The organism is Streptomyces sp. STR69 (assembly GCF_024519455.1).
GTDB lineage: Bacteria > Actinomycetota > Actinomycetes > Streptomycetales > Streptomycetaceae > Streptomyces.
Genome location: NZ_JALJRY010000038.1, coordinates 26,839 through 44,166, shown reverse-complemented (window position 1 = coordinate 44,166; position 17,328 = coordinate 26,839). Strand labels below are relative to the sequence as shown.

General features: G+C 69.8%; 18 protein-coding genes. 10 read left to right on the top strand and 8 right to left on the bottom strand.

The features are described 5' to 3' along the window. Nucleotides 1–13 precede the first annotated feature (13 nt). Nucleotides 14–580, bottom strand: coding sequence for a TetR/AcrR family transcriptional regulator (locus OC490_RS43385; RefSeq protein WP_262063567.1), 567 nt, complete (start codon nt 578–580; stop codon nt 14–16). 95 nt (nt 581–675) lie between these two features. Between OC490_RS43385 and OC490_RS43380 the strand changes: the two genes are divergently transcribed. From OC490_RS43380 to OC490_RS43360, 5 genes are all read left to right on the top strand, one after another. After that, nucleotides 676–2,040: an MDR family MFS transporter gene (locus tag OC490_RS43380; protein ID WP_262063566.1), complete on the top strand. Its 1,365-nt coding sequence runs from the start codon at nt 676–678 to the stop codon at nt 2,038–2,040. A gap of 9 nt (nt 2,041–2,049) precedes the next feature. Then, nucleotides 2,050–3,021: an ABC transporter ATP-binding protein gene (locus OC490_RS43375; RefSeq protein ID WP_262063565.1), complete on the top strand. Its 972-nt coding sequence runs from the start codon at nt 2,050–2,052 to the stop codon at nt 3,019–3,021. A 1-nt stretch (nt 3,022) separates the two neighbouring features. After that, nucleotides 3,023–3,793 (top strand): ABC transporter permease, encoded by a 771-nt coding sequence (locus OC490_RS43370; protein ID WP_262063564.1) that lies wholly within the window; start codon nt 3,023–3,025, stop codon nt 3,791–3,793. A 222-nt stretch (nt 3,794–4,015) separates the two neighbouring features. Then, entirely contained in the window at nt 4,016–5,275 is a 1,260-nt protein-coding gene (locus OC490_RS43365; RefSeq protein WP_262063563.1) for an ABC transporter ATP-binding protein, read from the top strand. Next, the gene (locus OC490_RS43360) at nt 5,272–6,144 is read left to right on the top strand and encodes an ABC transporter permease (RefSeq protein ID WP_262063562.1); all 873 of its coding nucleotides are present in this window, start codon (nt 5,272–5,274) and stop codon (nt 6,142–6,144) included. The genes OC490_RS43365 and OC490_RS43360 overlap by 4 nt, the downstream gene beginning before the upstream one ends. A gap of 13 nt (nt 6,145–6,157) precedes the next feature. On the opposite strand, the gene OC490_RS43355 is transcribed toward OC490_RS43360, so the two are convergent. After that, entirely contained in the window at nt 6,158–6,490 is a 333-nt protein-coding gene (locus OC490_RS43355; RefSeq protein WP_262063561.1) for an ATP/GTP-binding protein, read from the bottom strand. A gap of 221 nt (nt 6,491–6,711) precedes the next feature. On the opposite strand from OC490_RS43355, the gene OC490_RS43350 reads away from it, so the two are divergent. Then, a complete protein-coding gene (locus OC490_RS43350; RefSeq protein WP_262063560.1) occupies nt 6,712–7,740 on the top strand; it encodes an LLM class flavin-dependent oxidoreductase in 1,029 nt (342 codons plus the stop codon). Between the two features lie 80 nt (nt 7,741–7,820). On the opposite strand, the gene OC490_RS43345 is transcribed toward OC490_RS43350, so the two are convergent. Continuing rightward, nucleotides 7,821–8,213 (bottom strand): SCO5389 family protein, encoded by a 393-nt coding sequence (locus tag OC490_RS43345; protein ID WP_200679793.1) that lies wholly within the window; start codon nt 8,211–8,213, stop codon nt 7,821–7,823. Nucleotides 8,214–8,466: 253 nt separating this feature from the next. On the opposite strand from OC490_RS43345, the gene nucS reads away from it, so the two are divergent. Then, a complete protein-coding gene (gene nucS / locus OC490_RS43340) occupies nt 8,467–9,138 on the top strand; it encodes an endonuclease NucS (protein ID WP_262063559.1) in 672 nt (223 codons plus the stop codon). A gap of 75 nt (nt 9,139–9,213) precedes the next feature. Here nucS and OC490_RS43335 read toward each other — a convergent pair whose 3' ends face one another. The 3 genes from OC490_RS43335 to OC490_RS43325 form a co-directional block, all read right to left on the bottom strand. After that, a complete protein-coding gene (locus OC490_RS43335; protein ID WP_262063558.1) occupies nt 9,214–11,706 on the bottom strand; it encodes an ATP-binding protein in 2,493 nt (830 codons plus the stop codon). Between the two features lie 220 nt (nt 11,707–11,926). Continuing rightward, complete coding sequence (locus OC490_RS43330; protein WP_043683078.1) at nt 11,927–12,250, bottom strand: STAS domain-containing protein; 324 nt, start codon at nt 12,248–12,250, stop codon at nt 11,927–11,929. Between the two features lie 145 nt (nt 12,251–12,395). Further along, nucleotides 12,396–13,244, bottom strand: coding sequence for a 3-hydroxyacyl-CoA dehydrogenase family protein (locus OC490_RS43325; protein WP_262063557.1), 849 nt, complete (start codon nt 13,242–13,244; stop codon nt 12,396–12,398). A 194-nt stretch (nt 13,245–13,438) separates the two neighbouring features. On the opposite strand from OC490_RS43325, the gene OC490_RS43320 reads away from it, so the two are divergent. From OC490_RS43320 to OC490_RS43310, 3 genes are all read left to right on the top strand, one after another. Further along, nucleotides 13,439–14,011 (top strand): cob(I)yrinic acid a,c-diamide adenosyltransferase, encoded by a 573-nt coding sequence (locus OC490_RS43320; RefSeq protein ID WP_262063556.1) that lies wholly within the window; start codon nt 13,439–13,441, stop codon nt 14,009–14,011. Nucleotides 14,012–14,127: 116 nt separating this feature from the next. Continuing rightward, entirely contained in the window at nt 14,128–15,960 is a 1,833-nt protein-coding gene (locus OC490_RS43315; RefSeq protein WP_262063555.1) for a glycoside hydrolase family 18 chitinase, read from the top strand. A gap of 204 nt (nt 15,961–16,164) precedes the next feature. Then, nucleotides 16,165–16,362, top strand: coding sequence for a hypothetical protein (locus OC490_RS43310; RefSeq protein WP_262063554.1), 198 nt, complete (start codon nt 16,165–16,167; stop codon nt 16,360–16,362). Here the strand turns inward: OC490_RS43310 and OC490_RS43305 are convergent. Then, nucleotides 16,349–16,795, bottom strand: coding sequence for a DUF2550 domain-containing protein (locus OC490_RS43305; protein ID WP_026179234.1), 447 nt, complete (start codon nt 16,793–16,795; stop codon nt 16,349–16,351). The two genes, OC490_RS43310 and OC490_RS43305, sit on opposite strands and share 14 nt — an antisense overlap. A gap of 138 nt (nt 16,796–16,933) precedes the next feature. Next, the gene (locus OC490_RS43300) at nt 16,934–17,308 is read right to left on the bottom strand and encodes a F0F1 ATP synthase subunit epsilon (RefSeq protein WP_262063553.1); all 375 of its coding nucleotides are present in this window, start codon (nt 17,306–17,308) and stop codon (nt 16,934–16,936) included. Between the last annotated feature and the right edge of the window lie 20 nt (nt 17,309–17,328).

The window sequence follows — 17,328 nt, the reverse complement described above, 5'->3', positions numbered from 1 at the left end:
CCTCAGCCGTGTCTCAGCCGTATCCGCCCAGCAGGGGCAGGTACACGTCGTCGACGATCCCGACGAGGGTGGCGTCGGCGACCGGGTCGCGGGAGAGGAACATCTCGTAACGCAGCAGCTCCGCGGGGACGGTGACGACCCGTCGGGGAAGGTCGGCGGTGGGGATCTCGCCCCGCTTCACGGCCCGCCGAAGCAGGGTCAGCAGGATGTCGTGCATGATCCCGAAGACCTTCGGGTCCAGGTCGTGCGCCTCCGCCAGCAGGCCCCGGATGACGTCCGGGCCGAGTTGCCGCTGCCGTACGACCATCAGCCGCAGCAGGGTGAGCACGTCCTCGCGCAACTCCCCGGTGTCGGGCACCTGGTCGACGATGAAGCCGGTGCGGTGAGGCAGGGCCGCCTTGACGAGTTCGGCGCGGTTGGCCCAGCGGCGGTAGAGGACCTGCTTGCCGGTCCTGGCCCGGGCCGCGACGCCCTCCATGGTGAGGCGGGCGTAGCCGACCTCGGTCAGCTCCTCCCATACGGCGTCCAGGATGTCGGCCTCCAGCGCGGCCCCGCGCCGCCGCGTCTGCTCTCCGGTCATCACCGGCACCTTCCACTAGGAGACCTTGCGTCTCTTATCGAGTTCAGCCTATCGTGGCGCTTTAGAGACGCATCGTCTCTAAAGGGGGAACCGCCATGCCCGACACCACCGTCCACTCCTCCGAGCGCCTCGACCCGGCCGTCCGCAGGCTCGCGGGCATCCTCGTCCTCGGCGCCCTCGCCCCGCTCCTCGACAGCACGATCGTCTCCATCGCCCTGCACTCCCTCGGCCACGACCTCGGCGCCTCGACGACGAGCCTGCAGTGGGTCAGCACCGCATATCTCCTGGCCCTCGCCACGGTCGTCCCGGTCTCCGGCTGGGCCGTCGAACGCTTCGACTCCCGGCGCGTCTGGCTCGGCGCGCTGACCCTGTTCCTCGCCGGGTCCCTGCTCTGCGGACTCGCCTGGAACATCGGCTCGCTGATCGCCTTCCGGGTCGTCCAGGGCATCGGCGGCGGACTGCTGCTGCCCGTCATGCAGACCCTCGTCATGCGGGCCGCCGGAGGCCGCAGTCTCGGCCGCCTGATGGCGGCGATCACCCTGCCCGTCATGGTCGTGCCGATCCTCGGCCCGGTCTTCGGCGGCCTGATCGTCGGCCACCTCAGCTGGCGCTGGATCTTCTACGTCAACCTGCCCGTCTGCCTCCTCGCCCTCGCCCTCGCCCGGCGCGGCGTCCCGAAGGACACCCCGAGGTCCGACCACCACCTGGACCTGACCGGCCTCCTGCTCCTCTCCCCCGGCCTCGCCACCCTCGTCTACGGCCTGTCCGAGACCGGTGTCGCCCGGGCGACCGCGATCCCGGTGGGCGCCGTACTCATCGCCCTGTTCGCCCGCCACGCGCTGCGCGCCCGCGAACCCCTCGTCGACCTCCGGCTGTTCCGGGACCGCGCCTTCGCCGTCTCCTCCCTGCTGACGTTCCTGAACGGGCTGACCCTCTTCGGCGGGATGTTCCTGCTCCCCCTCTACTACCAACAGGTGCGCGGCGAGGGCGTGATCGCGGCCGGCCTGCTGCTGGCACCGCAGGGGGTGGGCAGTCTGCTGGCCCGGGTCACCGGACCGCTGACCGACCGGCTCGGACCGCGCCCGGTCGTGGTGGCGGGCATGGTGCTGTGCGCGCTCGGCACCGTCCCCTTTGTCCTCCCGCACCCCGGTGCCGCGTTGCTCGACGTCGCCCTGGTCGTGCGCGGACTCGGGATGAGCGCGGCCAACATGGCCGTCATGGTGGGCGCCTACCAGGGCCTCGACCGCGCCCGCATCCCGCACGCCAGCACCAGCATCCGGATCGTGCAGCAGCTGGGCGGCGGCGTCGGCACCGCCGTACTGGCGACGGTCCTCGCGCACGGCCACGGCAGCACGGCCTTCCCGCACGCGTTCGCCTGGGCGACGGCGTTCACCGTTGTTGCCTGCGGCGTCGGACTCTGTTTGCCCGTTCGGGTGGCATCCGCCGAACTGCCGTCTTAGCGTGGCCGCATGATCGAGCTCGAGGGGCTGACCAAGCGGTACGGCGAGAAGGTGGCGGTGAACAACCTCACCTTCGCCGTCCGGCCCGGCATCGTCACGGGCTTCCTCGGCCCGAACGGCGCCGGCAAGTCCACGACGATGCGCATGATGCTCGGGCTCGACCGGCCGACCGCCGGTGACGTACGCATCGACGGCCAGCACTACGACCAGCTCAAGGACCCGCTGACGTACATCGGCGCCCTCCTCGACGCGAAGGCCATGCACGGCGGGCGCAGCGCCTTCAACCACCTGCTGTGTCTCGCGCAGAGCAACGGCATCCCGAACAGCCGGGTGCACGAGGTCCTCGACACCGTCGGGCTGACGGCCGTGGCGAAGAAGAAGGCCAAGGGGTTCTCGCTGGGCATGGGCCAGCGGCTCGGCATCGCGGGCGCGCTGCTCGGCGATCCGCGGATCCTGATGTTCGACGAGCCGGTCAACGGGCTCGACCCCGAGGGCATCCACTGGATCCGCAACCTGATGAAGTCCCTTGCCGCGCAAGGCCGTACGGTCTTCGTCTCCTCGCACCTGATGAGCGAGATGGCGCTGACGGCCGATCACCTCGTCGTCATCGGCCAGGGCCGACTCCTCGCGGACACCTCCATGGCCGACTTCATCCAGCAGAACTCGCGGTCCTACGTCCGGATCCGCACCCCGCACCGCGAGCGGCTGCTCGATGTGCTGCACCAGGCCGGGATCACCGTCGTCGAATCCGGCAACGGGACCCTTGAGGTGGACGGCGGCAAGTCCGAGCAGATCGGTGAGCTGGCCGCGTCGCACCAGCTCGTGCTGCACGAGCTGAGTCCCCAACAGGCCTCCCTGGAGGAGGCGTTCATGCAGTTGACCGCGGAGTCGGTGGAGTACCACGCGCATTCCGACGCACCATCCCCCGTGGCACCTGCCGAGCGGCAGCAGGGCTGGGGCGACGGCTGGAAGAAGGACTGACATGGCGGCGACCCAGGTCATCCGGTCGGAGTGGACGAAGATCCGTTCCGTGGCGTCGACGGTGTGGACGCTGTCCCTCGCGCTGGTGGTGACGATCGGGCTCGGCATGCTGATCTCGGCGCTGTCGAAGAACCAGTTCGACGACATGAGCGCCAAGGACAAACTGTCCTTCGACCCGACGTTCATCAGCTTCGCCGGGATGAGTCTCGGGCAGCTCGCGATGATCGTGTTCGGGGTGCTCGTCGTGTCGAACGAGTACAGCACCGGCATGATCCGCACGTCCCTCGCGGCAGTCCCGCAGCGCGGCACCTTCCTGTTCGGCAAGATCGCGGTGGCCACCGGGCTCTGTCTCGTCGTCGGGCTGGTGACCAGCTTCGTCACGTTCTTCCTCGGCCAGGCGATGCTCGGCTCGCACAAGGCGGAGATCGGCGACTCCGGTGTGCTGCGCGCGGTGATCGGTGGCGGGCTCTACATGACCCTGATCGCGATGTTCTCCATGGGCGTCGCCTCGATGCTGCGCTCGCCGATGCTGTCGCTGGGCATCCTGATGCCGTTCTTCTTCCTGATCTCCAACATCCTCGGCAACGTCTCGGCGACGAAGAAGATCGGCCAGTACCTGCCCGACCAGGCCGGCAGCAAGATCATGCAGGTGGTCACCCCGGTCGACGACTCCGCACCGTACGGCCCCTGGGGCGGGTTCGGGATCATGGCTCTGTGGGTGGCGGCGGCACTGCTCGGCGCGTACGTCCTGCTGAAGCGGCGGGACGCGTAGGGCTCCGCCGGGGGATCGGCTCGGCTCGCGCGGGACATCGGCGGCCGTAGCGGGCGACGCGGCGGAGGGCATCCCGCGCCTGCCGCATGATCGGCCCGACCGCTCCCGGCCAAGGCCATGGCTTTACTTTCTCTTGAGCGGAACCGTCAGCGCCCCGATATCCTCCTAACCCTTACGGGGGCGTGTGCCCTGCTGTCCTGATCCTTTCGATGGGTGCGGAGCATGATCGAGGCTGTCGGCCTGACCAAGCGCTACGGCGACAAGACCGCCGTGTACAACCTTTCCTTCCAGGTGCGGCCAGGTGCCGTCACCGGCTTCCTCGGGCCCAACGGCTCGGGCAAGTCGACGACGATGCGCATGATCCTCGGCCTGGACAACCCCACGTCGGGACAGGTGACGATCGGCGGCTTCCCCTACCGCAAGCTGCCGAACGCCCCCAGACAGGTCGGCGCCCTGCTCGACGCCAAGGCCGTGCACGGCGGCCGGAGCGCCCGCAGCCATCTGCTGAGCCTGGCCCAGCTCTCGGGCATCCCGGACCGGCGCGTGGACGAGGTGCTCGGGGTCGTGGGCCTCCAGGACGTGGCGAGAAAGCGCTCCAAGGGCTTCTCCCTCGGCATGGGACAGCGGCTCGGCATCGCCGCCGCGCTGCTCGGCGACCCGCAGGTGCTGCTCTTCGACGAGCCGGTCAACGGACTCGACCCCGAGGGCATCCTCTGGGTGCGGAACCTGATGAAGGCGCTCGCGGCGGAGGGCCGTACCGTCTTCGTCTCCTCGCACCTGATGAGCGAGATGGCGCTGACGGCGGACCAGCTGATCGTGATCGGGCGCGGGCAGCTGCTCTCGGACATGAGCGTGCGGGACTTCATCTCGGCCAACTCCGCCGACTTCGCGCGCGTGCGCACGCCCGACACCGAGCCGCAGCTGCGCGAGAAGCTGACCTCCGCGCTGACCGAGGCGGGCGGCCATGTGCTGCCGGAGCAGGACGGCGGGCTGCGGGTCACGGGACTGCCGCTCCCGCGCATCAGCGACATCGCGCACGACACGGACGTACGACTGTGGGAGCTGTCCCCGCACCAGGCCTCGCTGGAGGAGGCGTACATGCGGATGACTCAGGGGGCCGTCGACTACCGCTCGACGATCGACCAGAAGGCCGGTCTGATGCAGCCGCTGCCGCCGGGCGTGCAGCCGCCGATGCCGGTACCGGGGCAGGGCCAGCCGGGCTGGTACGCGCCGCCGTCACCGGCGCAGGGCGGCCGGCCGTTCACCATGGGGCAGCCGCCGGCGAATCCTTACGGCGCTCCGAACCCGTACGCCGCTCCTGCGGCGCCCGGCGGAGGCGCACCGGGCCCGTACGCGGCTCCGGCCCCCGTGGCCCCGCAGACGCCGGCACAGGAGCCTCAGGCCCCGTCCGCCGCTTCCGCTCCCGCCCCCGTGGAGCCCTCCCCCGCCACCGACCTGACCAAGCCCGAGGACGCCCGATGAGTACGCCCCAGCTCCCGATGCCGCCGGCAGCCGCGCCCAACCGGCAGGCGGCGAACGGTCCTTCGTACGGTGGGTACACCTCGCCGATCCCGGTGGTGCGCACGCATCTCGGGCATGCGCTGGCCTCCGAGTGGACGAAGATCAAGTCGGTGCGTTCGACGATCTGGACGCTCGGGGTGTTCGTGGTCCTGGTGCTCGGCATCGGGCTGCTCGCCGCCGTCGTGGTCAGCAACTCCTCGTCCGAGATGAACGGCGAGAACCCGCTCTCCCTGGGCTTCTTCGGGCTACTGCTCGGCCTCATGTGCATCATCACGCTCGGCGTGCTGACCACGGCCTCCGAGTACGGCACCGGCATGATCCGCACGACCATGACGGCGTGCCCGAGCCGGGCCCGCGTGCTCGCGGCGAAGTCGATCGTGTTCTTCGCGGTCGCCTTCGTGGTGACGCTGGTGACCACGTCGTTCATCGCCTTCGTGGACGCCTCGCTGCTGGAGAACAACGGCGCGAAGGACCCGTCCGCCGGCGAGTGGCTGAAGGGGACCGTCGGGGTCTCCCTCTACGTCGCGCTGCTCGGGCTGCTCTCGCTGATCATCGGCTCGATCATCCGGCACTCGGCGGGCGCGATCACCATCATGATCGGCGCCGTGCTCGCCCCGCTGGTCGTCGCCCTGTTCATGTTCTCGCAGTCCCTGGAGAACGTACGGCAGGCGCTGTTCGAGTACTCGATCCCGAACCAACTGAGCGTCTTCTACTCCAACTCCCTCACCGAGTCCGGCCCTTCGGGATGGGACCCGCTGTGGATCATCGCGGGGGTGACGGCCGTCGCGTTCGCGGGCGCCGTCGCCCTGCTGGAGAAGCGGGACGTGTGAGCAGGAACACCTACTAGAACTTCGGCGCGTTCCTGGACCGCTGCACCCGTGTGGTGCGGCGGTCCTTCGCGTTCCAGCACGCCTTGTGCCAGTGGCGGCGGTCGTCGACGCCCGCGTGCTCCGGCCAGGCCACGACATGCGGTACGCCGGAGGGAATCTGCTGGTCGCAGCCGGGGCAGCGGTATGTCTTGCCCTCGGCACTGGCCCCGGCGACATGGCGCACGCTCCACTCCTCGCCCTGCCAGTGCTCCGTGGACTGCCAGCCGCCGTAGCGGCCGGAGCGGTCGTCGTCGGCGCTGGGGCCGGAGGAACCGGACTCCTTGGGTCGGTTGCGACGCGGGGACACAGAACACCTCACGGGGCTATACAGGAGGCACGGGCTGTGTCCAGCCTACGTGCCCCACGAAGGGGTATGCGAAGGGCACCAACCCACACAAGTCCCCCTCAGGGCCGCACATTCTGCAGACAATCCGCAAATCTCTCCGCGAGGCCGTGTCCTAGGCACGTGTCGGACGGTTATGCCCGGTGGGGGAGCTCCGTGTCGGAGCCGAGGAAGCAGGAAGAACCATGCGCGTCGGAAGTTTTGTGTTGGCGGCCCAGTTCCCGGGACAGGGCCAGGGGGAAGCCCTGCACCGCGCGGTCCGCTCGGTGGAGCTCGCGGAAGAAGCCGGCCTCGACACGGCCTGGCTGGCCGAACACCACTTCGTGCCCTACGGCACCTGCCCGTCCGCGGTCACCCTGGCCGCCTTACTGCTGGGCCGCACCCAGCGCATCCGCGTCGGCACCGCGGTCAGCGTGCTGCCCACCGTCCACCCCGTCGCCCTCGGCGAGCAGGCCGCGCTGCTGCATGTCACGAGCGGGGGCCGCTTCTCGCTGGGCGTGGGGCGCGGCGGGCCGTGGGTCGACCTGGAGGTGTTCGGCGCGGGCCTCGCGGCATACGAACGGGGGTTCCCGGAATCACTGGATCTGTTGATGAGCTGGCTGCGCGAACCGTCGGTCGCGGGCACCGGTGACCGCTACGCGTTCCGTGAAGTCCCCGTCGTACCAAGGCCGTCGGAGGCGCTGTCGGACGCGCCGGGCCCCGAGGTCGTCGTCGCCTGCACCTCGCCCGCGAGCGTGCGGCTGGCGGCCGAGCGGGGCCTGCCGATGCTGCTCGGAATGCATGTCGGGGACGAGGAGAAGGCCGAGATGGTCGCCCTGTGGCGGCAGTTGGCGCGGGCGGCGGGGCGCTCGGCGGAGGAGATCCGGGGCGCGGCCCATGTCTCGGCCGGGGTCTGCCAGATCGCGGACAGGCGGGCCGACGCGGTGGAAGCGCTCGTGAAGGCGATGCCGGGCTGGCTGAAGCAGGGGCTGGACGCCCATGTGACGGTGGACAACCGCGAGCGCCGGATGCGCGACCCGCTGGCGTACACCGAACTCCTCTGCGGGCTGCACCCGGTGGGCACCCCGCGGCTGTGCGTCGACCGGCTCGCGGCGACCTCGGAGCGGACCGGCATCTCCCGCTTCGCGCTGCTCGTCGAGGGCTCCGGGGACCTGGCGTCGACCGAGGAGAACGTACGGCGGCTGGGTGCCGAGGTGCTCCCTCACCTCGGCTGAACCAGCCGCGGGGAGCTTGCCGCCCCAGTACAGATGCACCTCCCGCGTACGGGAGCGGCAAGCAGTGCAGCACCGCCGCGTCAGCAGTCCCTGAACTCCGGGGACTGGTTCAGCAGTTGGCTGCGCACCGAGGTGAAGCGGGTCAGCGTCTCGTCGACCGAGCCGTCCAACGGGAACACCGCCACGCGGTGGCAGTTCTGGAAGGCCAGCCGCACACCGAAGTGCCGCTGCAGCGCGCCGCGTATCGCGTCACTCGCGAGCGCACGCAGCAACTGACCGCGTGCCTGCTCGTCCGGCGGCGGCGTCTGGTTGTCGGCGAACGCACCGCCGTCGACCTTCAGCTGAGCCACCAGGGAGCTGATCATCTCCCATGCGTAAGGCAGGGAGGTCCGGACGCAGTCGACGAATTCAGCTTCGTCGACCTCGCCTCGCTCGGCCTTTTCGAGTAGGGCCGGTGAGACGTCGAGCGACATGGGTTCTCCTCTCGCACCCCCAACGCGCAGGGGTTGCCGGACAGATAAGGGAGTCCGCGATTACGAACACGCTGCGTACATGTCTCGCGACCTCCCGTTTATACGGTAGGCAACAGAAGGAGGCGGCACCAGGAGAATGCGTACATACGGAACTCTCAATGGGCCCACAATCGGCCACTAATGAACAAGGGGCGTCACGGGTCTTCCAGGGCGAATCGCGTTCACTGCCGCCCGTCGAGTAGCGTTGCCGACCATGCGTCTCGTCATTGCCCGGTGTTCCGTGGACTACGCGGGCCGGCTCACCGCCCACCTCCCTTCCGCCCCCCGCCTGATCCTGGTGAAGGCGGACGGCAGCGTCTCGATCCACGCGGACGACCGGGCCTACAAGCCCCTCAACTGGATGTCGCCGCCCTGCACGCTGAAGGAGGGTTCCGGGGACGACGAGGGCGTCTGGACCGTCATCAACAAGGCGGGCGAGAAGCTCATCATCACGATGGAGGAGATCCTCCACGACTCCTCGCACGAACTCGGCGTGGACCCCGGCCTGATCAAGGACGGCGTGGAAGCGCACCTCCAGGAGTTGCTGGCCGACCGCATCGACACCCTCGGCGACGGCTACACGCTCATCCGCCGCGAGTACATGACGGCCATCGGACCGGTCGACATCCTGTGCCGGGACGCGGACGGCCAGACCGTCGCGATCGAGATCAAGCGGCGCGGCGAGATCGACGGCGTGGAGCAACTCACGCGCTACCTGGAGCTGTTGAACCGCGACCCGCATCTCGCCCCGGTACGTGGCATCTTCGCCGCCCAGGAGATCAAACCGCAGGCCCGTGTCCTCGCCACGGACCGCGGGATCGGCTGTGCGGTCCTGGACTACGACGCCCTGCGCGGCATCGAGGACGACAAACTGCGCCTGTTCTGACCGACATCGATTTCACTACGACGAAAAGGGCCGGTTCCGATCATCGGAGCCGGCCCTTCGGCGTCGTACGGAGTGTCAGATCACGGTGCCCGGGGCGACACTGCTCGCGGGGGCGGCGGAACTGGTCGTGACCACGGGGGCGCTGGAGGAGGCCGCGCCGCTCGCGGAGTTCGTGGCGGAGGGGGTGCTCGACGGGGTCGCGGACCCGGACGGTGTCGGGGACTCGGACGAACTGGGCGACGACGAGTGCGAAGGCGACGGCGAGTGCGACGGAGTCGAACTCGGCGAATGCGACGTGGACCTGGACGGCGTAGGCGACGTGGGCCTCCCGCTCGTCCCGCTCGGCTTGTCCGAAGGCGTGCCGCTGCTCGACGGCGGGGTCGGGTCGTCCGACGTGCCGTAGGTGCCGTCCGGGCCCGGGTCGGTCGGGCTGCTGGTGGCCGTGCCGGTGTCGCCCTTGCCGCCCTTCTTCGCCGGGTCGGCGCCGAGGCTGTCGTCGGAGTTGCCCTGGCTGGCGGACGGGTTGACGCCGACCTTGTCGGACGGGTTGTCGGCGTTGTTGTTGGACGTGGCGCCGAGGGTCACGACGGTGCCGAGGACGGCGGCGAGCAGCGCGCCCGCACCGGCCGCGACGAGGTTGCGCCGGGCATAGCCGCGCAGGCCGCCACGCGCCTTGTTGTGGGACGTGGGGGCGGAGGACTGGTGGGCGACCAGGGTGTAGGTATCGCCGGGGGGCTGGAGCGGCGGGAAGGGCGTCGGGGTCCCGCCGGGCGGCGAGGCGGACTCCTCGTAGCGGGCGTCGGACACTTCCTCGCCGGCCGCGGCGCCGAGGCCGATCGTGATGCCGGAGCGGTCGGCGACCAGGGCGAGGGCGCGCCGGCCCGCGACGGTGCCGCGCTTGTCGGCGGCGCTGTCGCGCAGGCCGATGGAGGACTCCAGTTCGGCCCGGGCCCGGTCGAGGTCGCCCTCGCAGAGCGCGAGGACTCCCAACTCGTGCTGGAAGTAGGCCTGTTCGCTCACGTTGCCGGCGAGCTGGGCGGCCTCGGCGCCAGAGCGCAGCGCCCGTTCCCAGGCGCTCCAGTGGAGTCCGGCGGCGAACGCGGGGGCCGCTGTGCGGGCCAGTTCGACGGTGGCGCTCTCCTCGCCCTCGCCGGGCGGGGTCGTCGCCGGTACCAGGACGGTGAGGGCGGCGAGCAGCGCGTCCGCCTCGGCGCAGACCCGCTCGGGGGTGACCGAGGGGTGTCCCGCCCACCAGGAGTAGTGCAGCCCGGCGATGAGGGCGCTGGCCTCGATCTCGTCGCCGTATCCGGCGGCCTCCAGCTGGGTCTGGACGCCGGCGGCGAGCCGGTAGCGGGAGCCGACCGGGGAGACCAGTCCGCAGGCCGCGAGTTCGCCGAGGGCGGCGTCCGCGTGGGTGTCGCCGACGAGTGCGGGCAGATGGGCCTGGTGCGGCACCTCGCCGCCGAGTGCGACGGCGAAGCGCAGGGTGGCGCGGGCCGAGGTGCTGAGCCGGGAGGCGAGCAGCGGGGCGGGCGCGGCGGCCTCGCCGAGGGACGGCAGGGGTACGGCGTCTTCCTCGCCGGAGTCGACGGGGGTGATCGGGGGCGCGTCGGCCGGGATCATGTCCTGGAAGACGCCGAACTCCTCCACCACGCTGGTGCCGACGCGCAGTTCGTCGCGCTGCCGGAGCAGGGCGCCGGCCTGGACGAAGCGCAGGGGCAGGCCCTCGGACTCGAAGTAGAGGTCGCCCGCCCAGTTCGCCTCCTCCTCGGTGAGGACGCGACCCACGGCGTGCTCCAGGACCTCCACGGCGCCGGCCCGCTGCAGGCCGCCGAGGAAGACCTCCTCGATGACGGAGTCGGCGGCCGGTGCGGGGATCTCGGGGGTCGCGGCGACCAGGAAGGCGCACTCGGGGGTCGCGTCGAGGAGTTCCTCCAGGGCGGCGGCGCCGAACTCGATGTCGTCGAGGACGACGACCGCGCCGATCTCCCGCACCAGGGTGAGCAGTTCGCCCCGGTCGGGCCGGTGCAGGGGGGCGTCGTAGACGGCGTAGAAGAGGTCGTGGAGGAGGTCGGTGGCGGTGCGGTGGAAGCCGGTGAGGCGGATCACTCCGTCGGGGGCGAGGTCGATGCAGTCCTCGGCGACGAGGTCGAGGAGGCTGCTGCGGCCCGAGCCCGAGGGGCCGGTGAGACGTACGGAACGGCCGCGGGCGAGCAGCCGTACGAGGCGCTCGCGCTCCTCCTGGCGTTCCAGGAGCGGGAGTGCGGGCCGGTTCAGGCCGGGCGGTACGGGCGGTTTGGCCGCGCGGGCGGTCTCGGCGCGCTCGGCGGCGGTGAGCTTGGCCGGGCGGCCGGGCCGCTGTCCGGGCGGGCAGGCCTCGATCTCGCTGCCGTCGACGGGATTGACGGTGAGCAGGAAGTCACCGGTGACCAGCTGCACGGTGCGGGCGAGCGCGGGTGTGTGCTGGCCGAAGTCGGGTGTGAGCGGTTCCCGGGGCGGGCGCTGGCGCGACGACGTGTCGTCGCCGTCCTGGCCGTACTCCTCGGGTTCCCGGTTGATCGGGTCCATAGGTCCAAGCCCCCCAAAAGCGTCGTGTGCGGGTCGACAGGACCCAGGCCCCTCCCGGCCTTGCTGCACACCGCGCTGTCGCTTCTGGTCCGGGCCCGCTCGAAGGGTTGTCACACAGCGGGCGACCGAACCCTAAACCTTCGCACAGTATCTACGACAGCCCGGGGTACCGCGCCGTCCGAGACGTCACAGTCTCGTGAGGATTGTGCGCGGCGGAACGTCACACCCGGGGAAGGGACTCCACCCCGATCCCGCCCTCGATGGCGAGGATGCGGTGCAGCCTGGTGGCCACGAGCAGGCGCTGCATCTGCGGCGGTACGTCGCGCAGCACCAGGCGCCGGCCGCAGCGGCCGGCCCGTCGATGGGCTCCCATGATGACGCCGAGGCCGGTGGCGTCCCAGGAGTCGAGCTCGGACAGGTCCAGCACCAGATCGCCGACTCCGTCGTCGACGGCCGAGTGCAGGACCGTACGGGCGTCCGCCGCGCTGCGGACGTCGAGGCGGCCCCCGACGACCAGCTCGACGTGGTCGCCCCTGATGTACATATGCGCTCCCCGTGAGTGCGGTGGCGTACTCCGTGATGTAGGTGATGCAACCTCTGACTGCGTGAAGTGCCGGGAGGTTGCCGTCTGTGAGCGAACCGATACCGAATTCACCCCTGGGTGTGATGCCGCAGGGGCGTGTGCGGTTTCAGTGCTTGTAGAAGCCCTGCCCGCTCTTGCGGCCGATGTCACCGGCGTCCACCATTCGGCGCATCAGCTCCGGCGGGGCGAACTTCTCGTCCTGTGACTCGGTGTAGATGTTGCTGGTCGCGTGCAGCAGGATGTCGACGCCGGTGAGGTCCGCGGTGGCCAGCGGGCCCATCGCGTGACCGAAGCCCAGCTTGCAGGCGAGGTCGATGTCCTCGGCGGTGGCGACGCCCGACTCGTACAGCTTCGCCGCCTCGACGACGAGCGCCGAGATGAGACGGGTCGTCACGAAGCCGGCCACGTCACGGTTGACGACGATGCAGGTCTTGCCGACGGATTCGGCGAACTCCCGCGCGGTGGCGAGGGTTTCGTCGCTCGTCTTGTAGCCGCGCACGAGTTCGCACAGCTGCATCATCGGCACCGGTGAGAAGAAGTGCGCGCCCACGACGCGCTCCGGACGCTCCGTCACGGCCGCGATCTTGGTGATCGGGATGGCGGAGGTGTTGGAGGCGAGGACGGCGTCCTCGCGGACGATCTTGTCGAGTGCGCGGAAGATCTCGTGCTTGACTTCCAGCTTCTCGAAGACGGCCTCGACGACGATGTCCGCGTCGCCGACGGCGTCGAGGTCGGTGGTCGCCGTGATGCGCCCGAGGGCAGCGTCGGCGTCGTGCGCCTCCAGCTTCCCCTTGCTCACGAACTTGTCGTACGAGGCCTTGATGCCGTCGGTGCCACGCTTCAGGGCTTCGTCGGTGACATCGCGCAGGACGACGTCCCAGCCCGCCTGCGCGGAGACCTGGGCGATACCGGAACCCATGAGTCCGGCGCCGATGACGGCAAGCTTCCGTGCCACTGTGCGACTCCCCTTTGAAACGCCTACAGCGTGTATCCGTATGCCTCTCGGCGGACACTAGCGAAGGTGCGGCGCTGTGTGACCGGTTAGTAACGCGCGTCACGTCTCATCTGACGGACATCACACCGGTGCGGGTCATACGACCGCCCGTACGGCCTAGTTGAGCACCGGCCGGGCCTGACTACGCTGGCCACATGGTCAATCTGACGCGCATCTACACCAGGACCGGCGACCAGGGCACGACCGCCCTCGGCGACATGAGCCGGGTCGCCAAGACGGACGTCCGGATCTCGGCGTACGCCGACGCCAACGAAGCGAACGCGGCGATCGGCACGGCCATCGCCCTCGGCGGTCTGGACGAGGACATCGTCAAGGTCCTCACCCGTGTCCAGAACGACCTCTTCGACGTCGGTGCGGACCTCTCGACCCCGGTGGTGGAGAACCCGCAGTTCCCTCCCCTGCGGGTCGAGCAGTTCTACATCGACAAGCTGGAAGCGGACTGCGACCACTTCAACGAGCAGTTGGAGAAGCTCCGCTCCTTCATCCTCCCCGGCGGCACCCCGGGCGCGGCCCTCCTCCACCAGGCCTGCACGGTCGTACGACGGGCCGAGCGCTCGACATGGTCGGCCCTGGAGGTCCACGCGGAGGTGATGAACCCGCTGACGGCGACCTACCTCAACCGACTGTCCGACCTCCTCTTCATCCTGGCCCGTACGGCCAACAAGGCGGCAGGGGACGTCCTTTGGGTTCCCGGCGGGGAGCGCTGACACCCCAACTCCCAAGTGGTCCAGACCTATTGACCGGTGGTCCAGACCTTCCTATCCTCACGGGACTGTGGGTGCGAAGGCTCAGTCGCGCCCCCTTACCCCCGAGGAGGCGCTCAATGCGCTTCAGAACCAGAGCAGTTGCCGGGTTCGCGACCCTGTTGCTTCCGCTCGCCGCTCTCGTCGGTCTGGCGGCCCCCGCCCAGGCCGCCTCGACCGCGACCGCCACCTTCACCAAGACCAGCGACTGGGGTACCGGCTTCGGCGGTCAGTGGACCGTGAAGAACACCGGTACCAGCGCCATCAGTTCATGGACGGTCGAGTGGGACTTCCCCTCCGGCACGTCCGTCACCTCGGCCTGGGACGCGGACGTCACCAACTCCGGCAACCACTGGACCGCGAAGAACAAGTCGTACAACGGCACCATCGCCGCAGGCGCCTCCGTCTCCTTCGGCTTCAACGGTGCCGGCAGCGGCGCGCCCACCAACTGTCTGCTGAACGGCGGCAGTTGTGACGGCGGCACCACGGTCCCCGGTGACGCGGCCCCCTCCGCGCCCGGCACCCCCACCGCCTCCGGGATCACCGACACCTCGGTGAACCTGTCCTGGAGCGCGGCCACCGACGACAAGGGCATCAAGAACTACGACGTCCTGCGCGACGGCACCAAGGTCGCCACGGTGACGACCACGTCGTACACGAACACCGGTCTGACCGCCGGCACCGACTACTCGTACACCGTGCAGGCCCGGGACACCGCCGACCAGACAGGACCGGTCAGCGGCGCGGTCGCCGTGCACACCACCGGCGGTACGACCACTCCCCCGACCACCGGTGGCAAGGTCAAGCTCGGGTACCTCACCGAGTGGGACACCTACGTGCGCAACTACCAGGTCAAGAACCTGGTGACCTCCGGTTCCGCCGCGAAGATCACGCACATCAACTACGCCTTCGGCAACGTCACCAACGGCCAGTGCGCGATCGGTGACGCCTACGCCGACTACCAGAAGACGTTCACCGCCGACCAGTCGGTCAGCGGTGTCGCCGACACCTGGGACCAGCCGATCGCCGGCAACTTCAACCAGCTGCGCGAACTGAAGGCCAAGTACCCGAACATCAAGATCCTTTGGTCCTTCGGCGGCTGGACCTGGTCCGGCGGCTTCGGCCAGGCCGCCGCCAACCCGACCGCGTTCGCGCAGTCCTGCTACAACCTGGTCGAGGACCCGCGCTGGGCCGACATCTTCGACGGCATCGACATCGACTGGGAGTACCCGAACGCCTGCGGTCTCTCCTGCGACACCAGCGGCGCCGCGGCCTACAAGAACCTGATGGCGGCCCTGCGCGCCAAGTTCGGCTCCAACAACCTGGTCACCTCCGCCGTCACCGCCGACGGCACCTCCGGCGGCAAGATCGACGCCGCCGACTACGCGGGCGCGGCCCAGTACGTCGACTGGTACAACGTGATGACGTACGACTTCTTCGGTTCCTTCGGCGCCACCGCCACCGGCCCGACCGCCCCGCACTCCCCGCTCACCTCGTACACCGGCATCCCGACGCCCGGCTTCACCTCGGCCGACGCGATCGCCAAGTTCAAGGCGAAGGGGGTCCCGGCGAGCAAGCTGCTGCTCGGCATCGGCTTCTACGGCAGAGGCTGGACCGGCGTCACCCAGGACGCCCCGGGCGGCACGGCCACCGGCCCGGCGACCGGCACCTACGAGCAGGGCATCGAGGACTACAAGGTCCTCAAGACGTCCTGCCCGGTCACCGGCACCATCGCGGGCACCGCGTACGCCCACTGCGGCACCAACTGGTGGTCCTACGACACCCCGAGCACCATCGCCGGAAAGATGAGCTGGGCCAAGACCCAGGGTCTCGGCGGCGCGTTCTTCTGGGAGTTCAGCGGTGACACCAGCAACGGCGAGCTGGTGAGCGCCATCAACAGCGGGCTGAGCTGATCCCCACGCTGCTCAGCACACCGCCGCGGGCAGACCTCTCCGGTCTGTCCGCGGCGCGTTGTGCGCGATGCGCGCCCCCGGCGTGCACCTCACAGGGTCCTTCGGCCCCTGGCAGCGGGCCGGATGGCGGCTGGGGACAGAGCGTTGACCTGGGGCATCGTGGTCTCCCAGCACCAAGCGGAACAGCGCACCACGGGGGAAAACATGAAGCGCAGGTCCAGCACGTCCCACACCGCCCGGCAGCCCGTCCCCTCCTGGGCCGCGCTTGCCGCCGCCTTCGCCACCGCCGCCATGGCCGCCTGCCCGGTCGACGTCACCGTCACACTGGGCTCCGCGCCCCACACGGCCGTCGTCAGTCAGGCCGACGTACCCAACCCGGTCTGTCCGATCAGGCCACGTTGACGCGCTGGCCGGGCGGAGCCGCCTCCAGCCACGCGAGAAACCCGGTCAACGCGTCCTCGCTCATGGCGAGTTCGAGACGCGTGCCCCGGTGCAGGCAAGTCAGGATGATCGCGTCGGAGAGCAACGCCAGCTCCTCCTCGCCCTCGGGGAGACGGCGGCCGGCCACCTCGATCGCCGAGCGTTCCAGGGTGCGGCGCGGGCGGTAGGCGTAGGAGAAGACGCGGTACCACTCGATGCGGTCGCCGTTGTAGCGGGCGACGCCGTAGCTCCAGCCCTTGCCGTTGGTGTCGGGTTTCTCCGGTACGTCCCAGCGGAGCGAACAGTCGAAGGTGCCGCCGGAGCGTTGGATGAGTCTGCGGCGCAGGCCGAAGACGAACAGACCCACCACCACAAGGGCGACAACAATTCCGCACACAGTCAGAGCGAGGACCATCGACACCGACCTCCTCGTCTCCTAGGCAAAACAGGTAACGGAACGGAAAAAACACCCACATTCGCCTCAGCCGCGGCTGGGACCGGATTCCTCCGGTCCCAGCCGCGGCTGAGTCACGTCATCGCGTCAGAACTGGGTTCAGCGCGTCTCCACCGCACGCAGTCGGACGTCCGCGCGGCGCTCGGCGGACTCGTCGCCCGCCGCCTTCGCCCGCTCCAGCTCGCGCTCCACGCGCTGGACGTCGATCTCGTCCGACAGCTCGGCGATCTCGGCGAGCAGCGACAGCTTGTTGTCCGCGAACGAGATGAAACCGCCGTGCACCGCGGCGACGACCGTCCCTCCATCGCTCGTACGGATGGTCACCGGGCCCGACTCCAGCACACCGAGCAGCGGCTGGTGACCGGGCATGACGCCGATGTCGCCGGACGTGGTGCGCGCGACGACCAGGGTGGCCTCGCCGGACCAGACCTGGCGGTCCGCGGCGACGAGCTCGACATGCAGCTCAGCAGCCAAGGTGGGCTCCTCGGGTCACC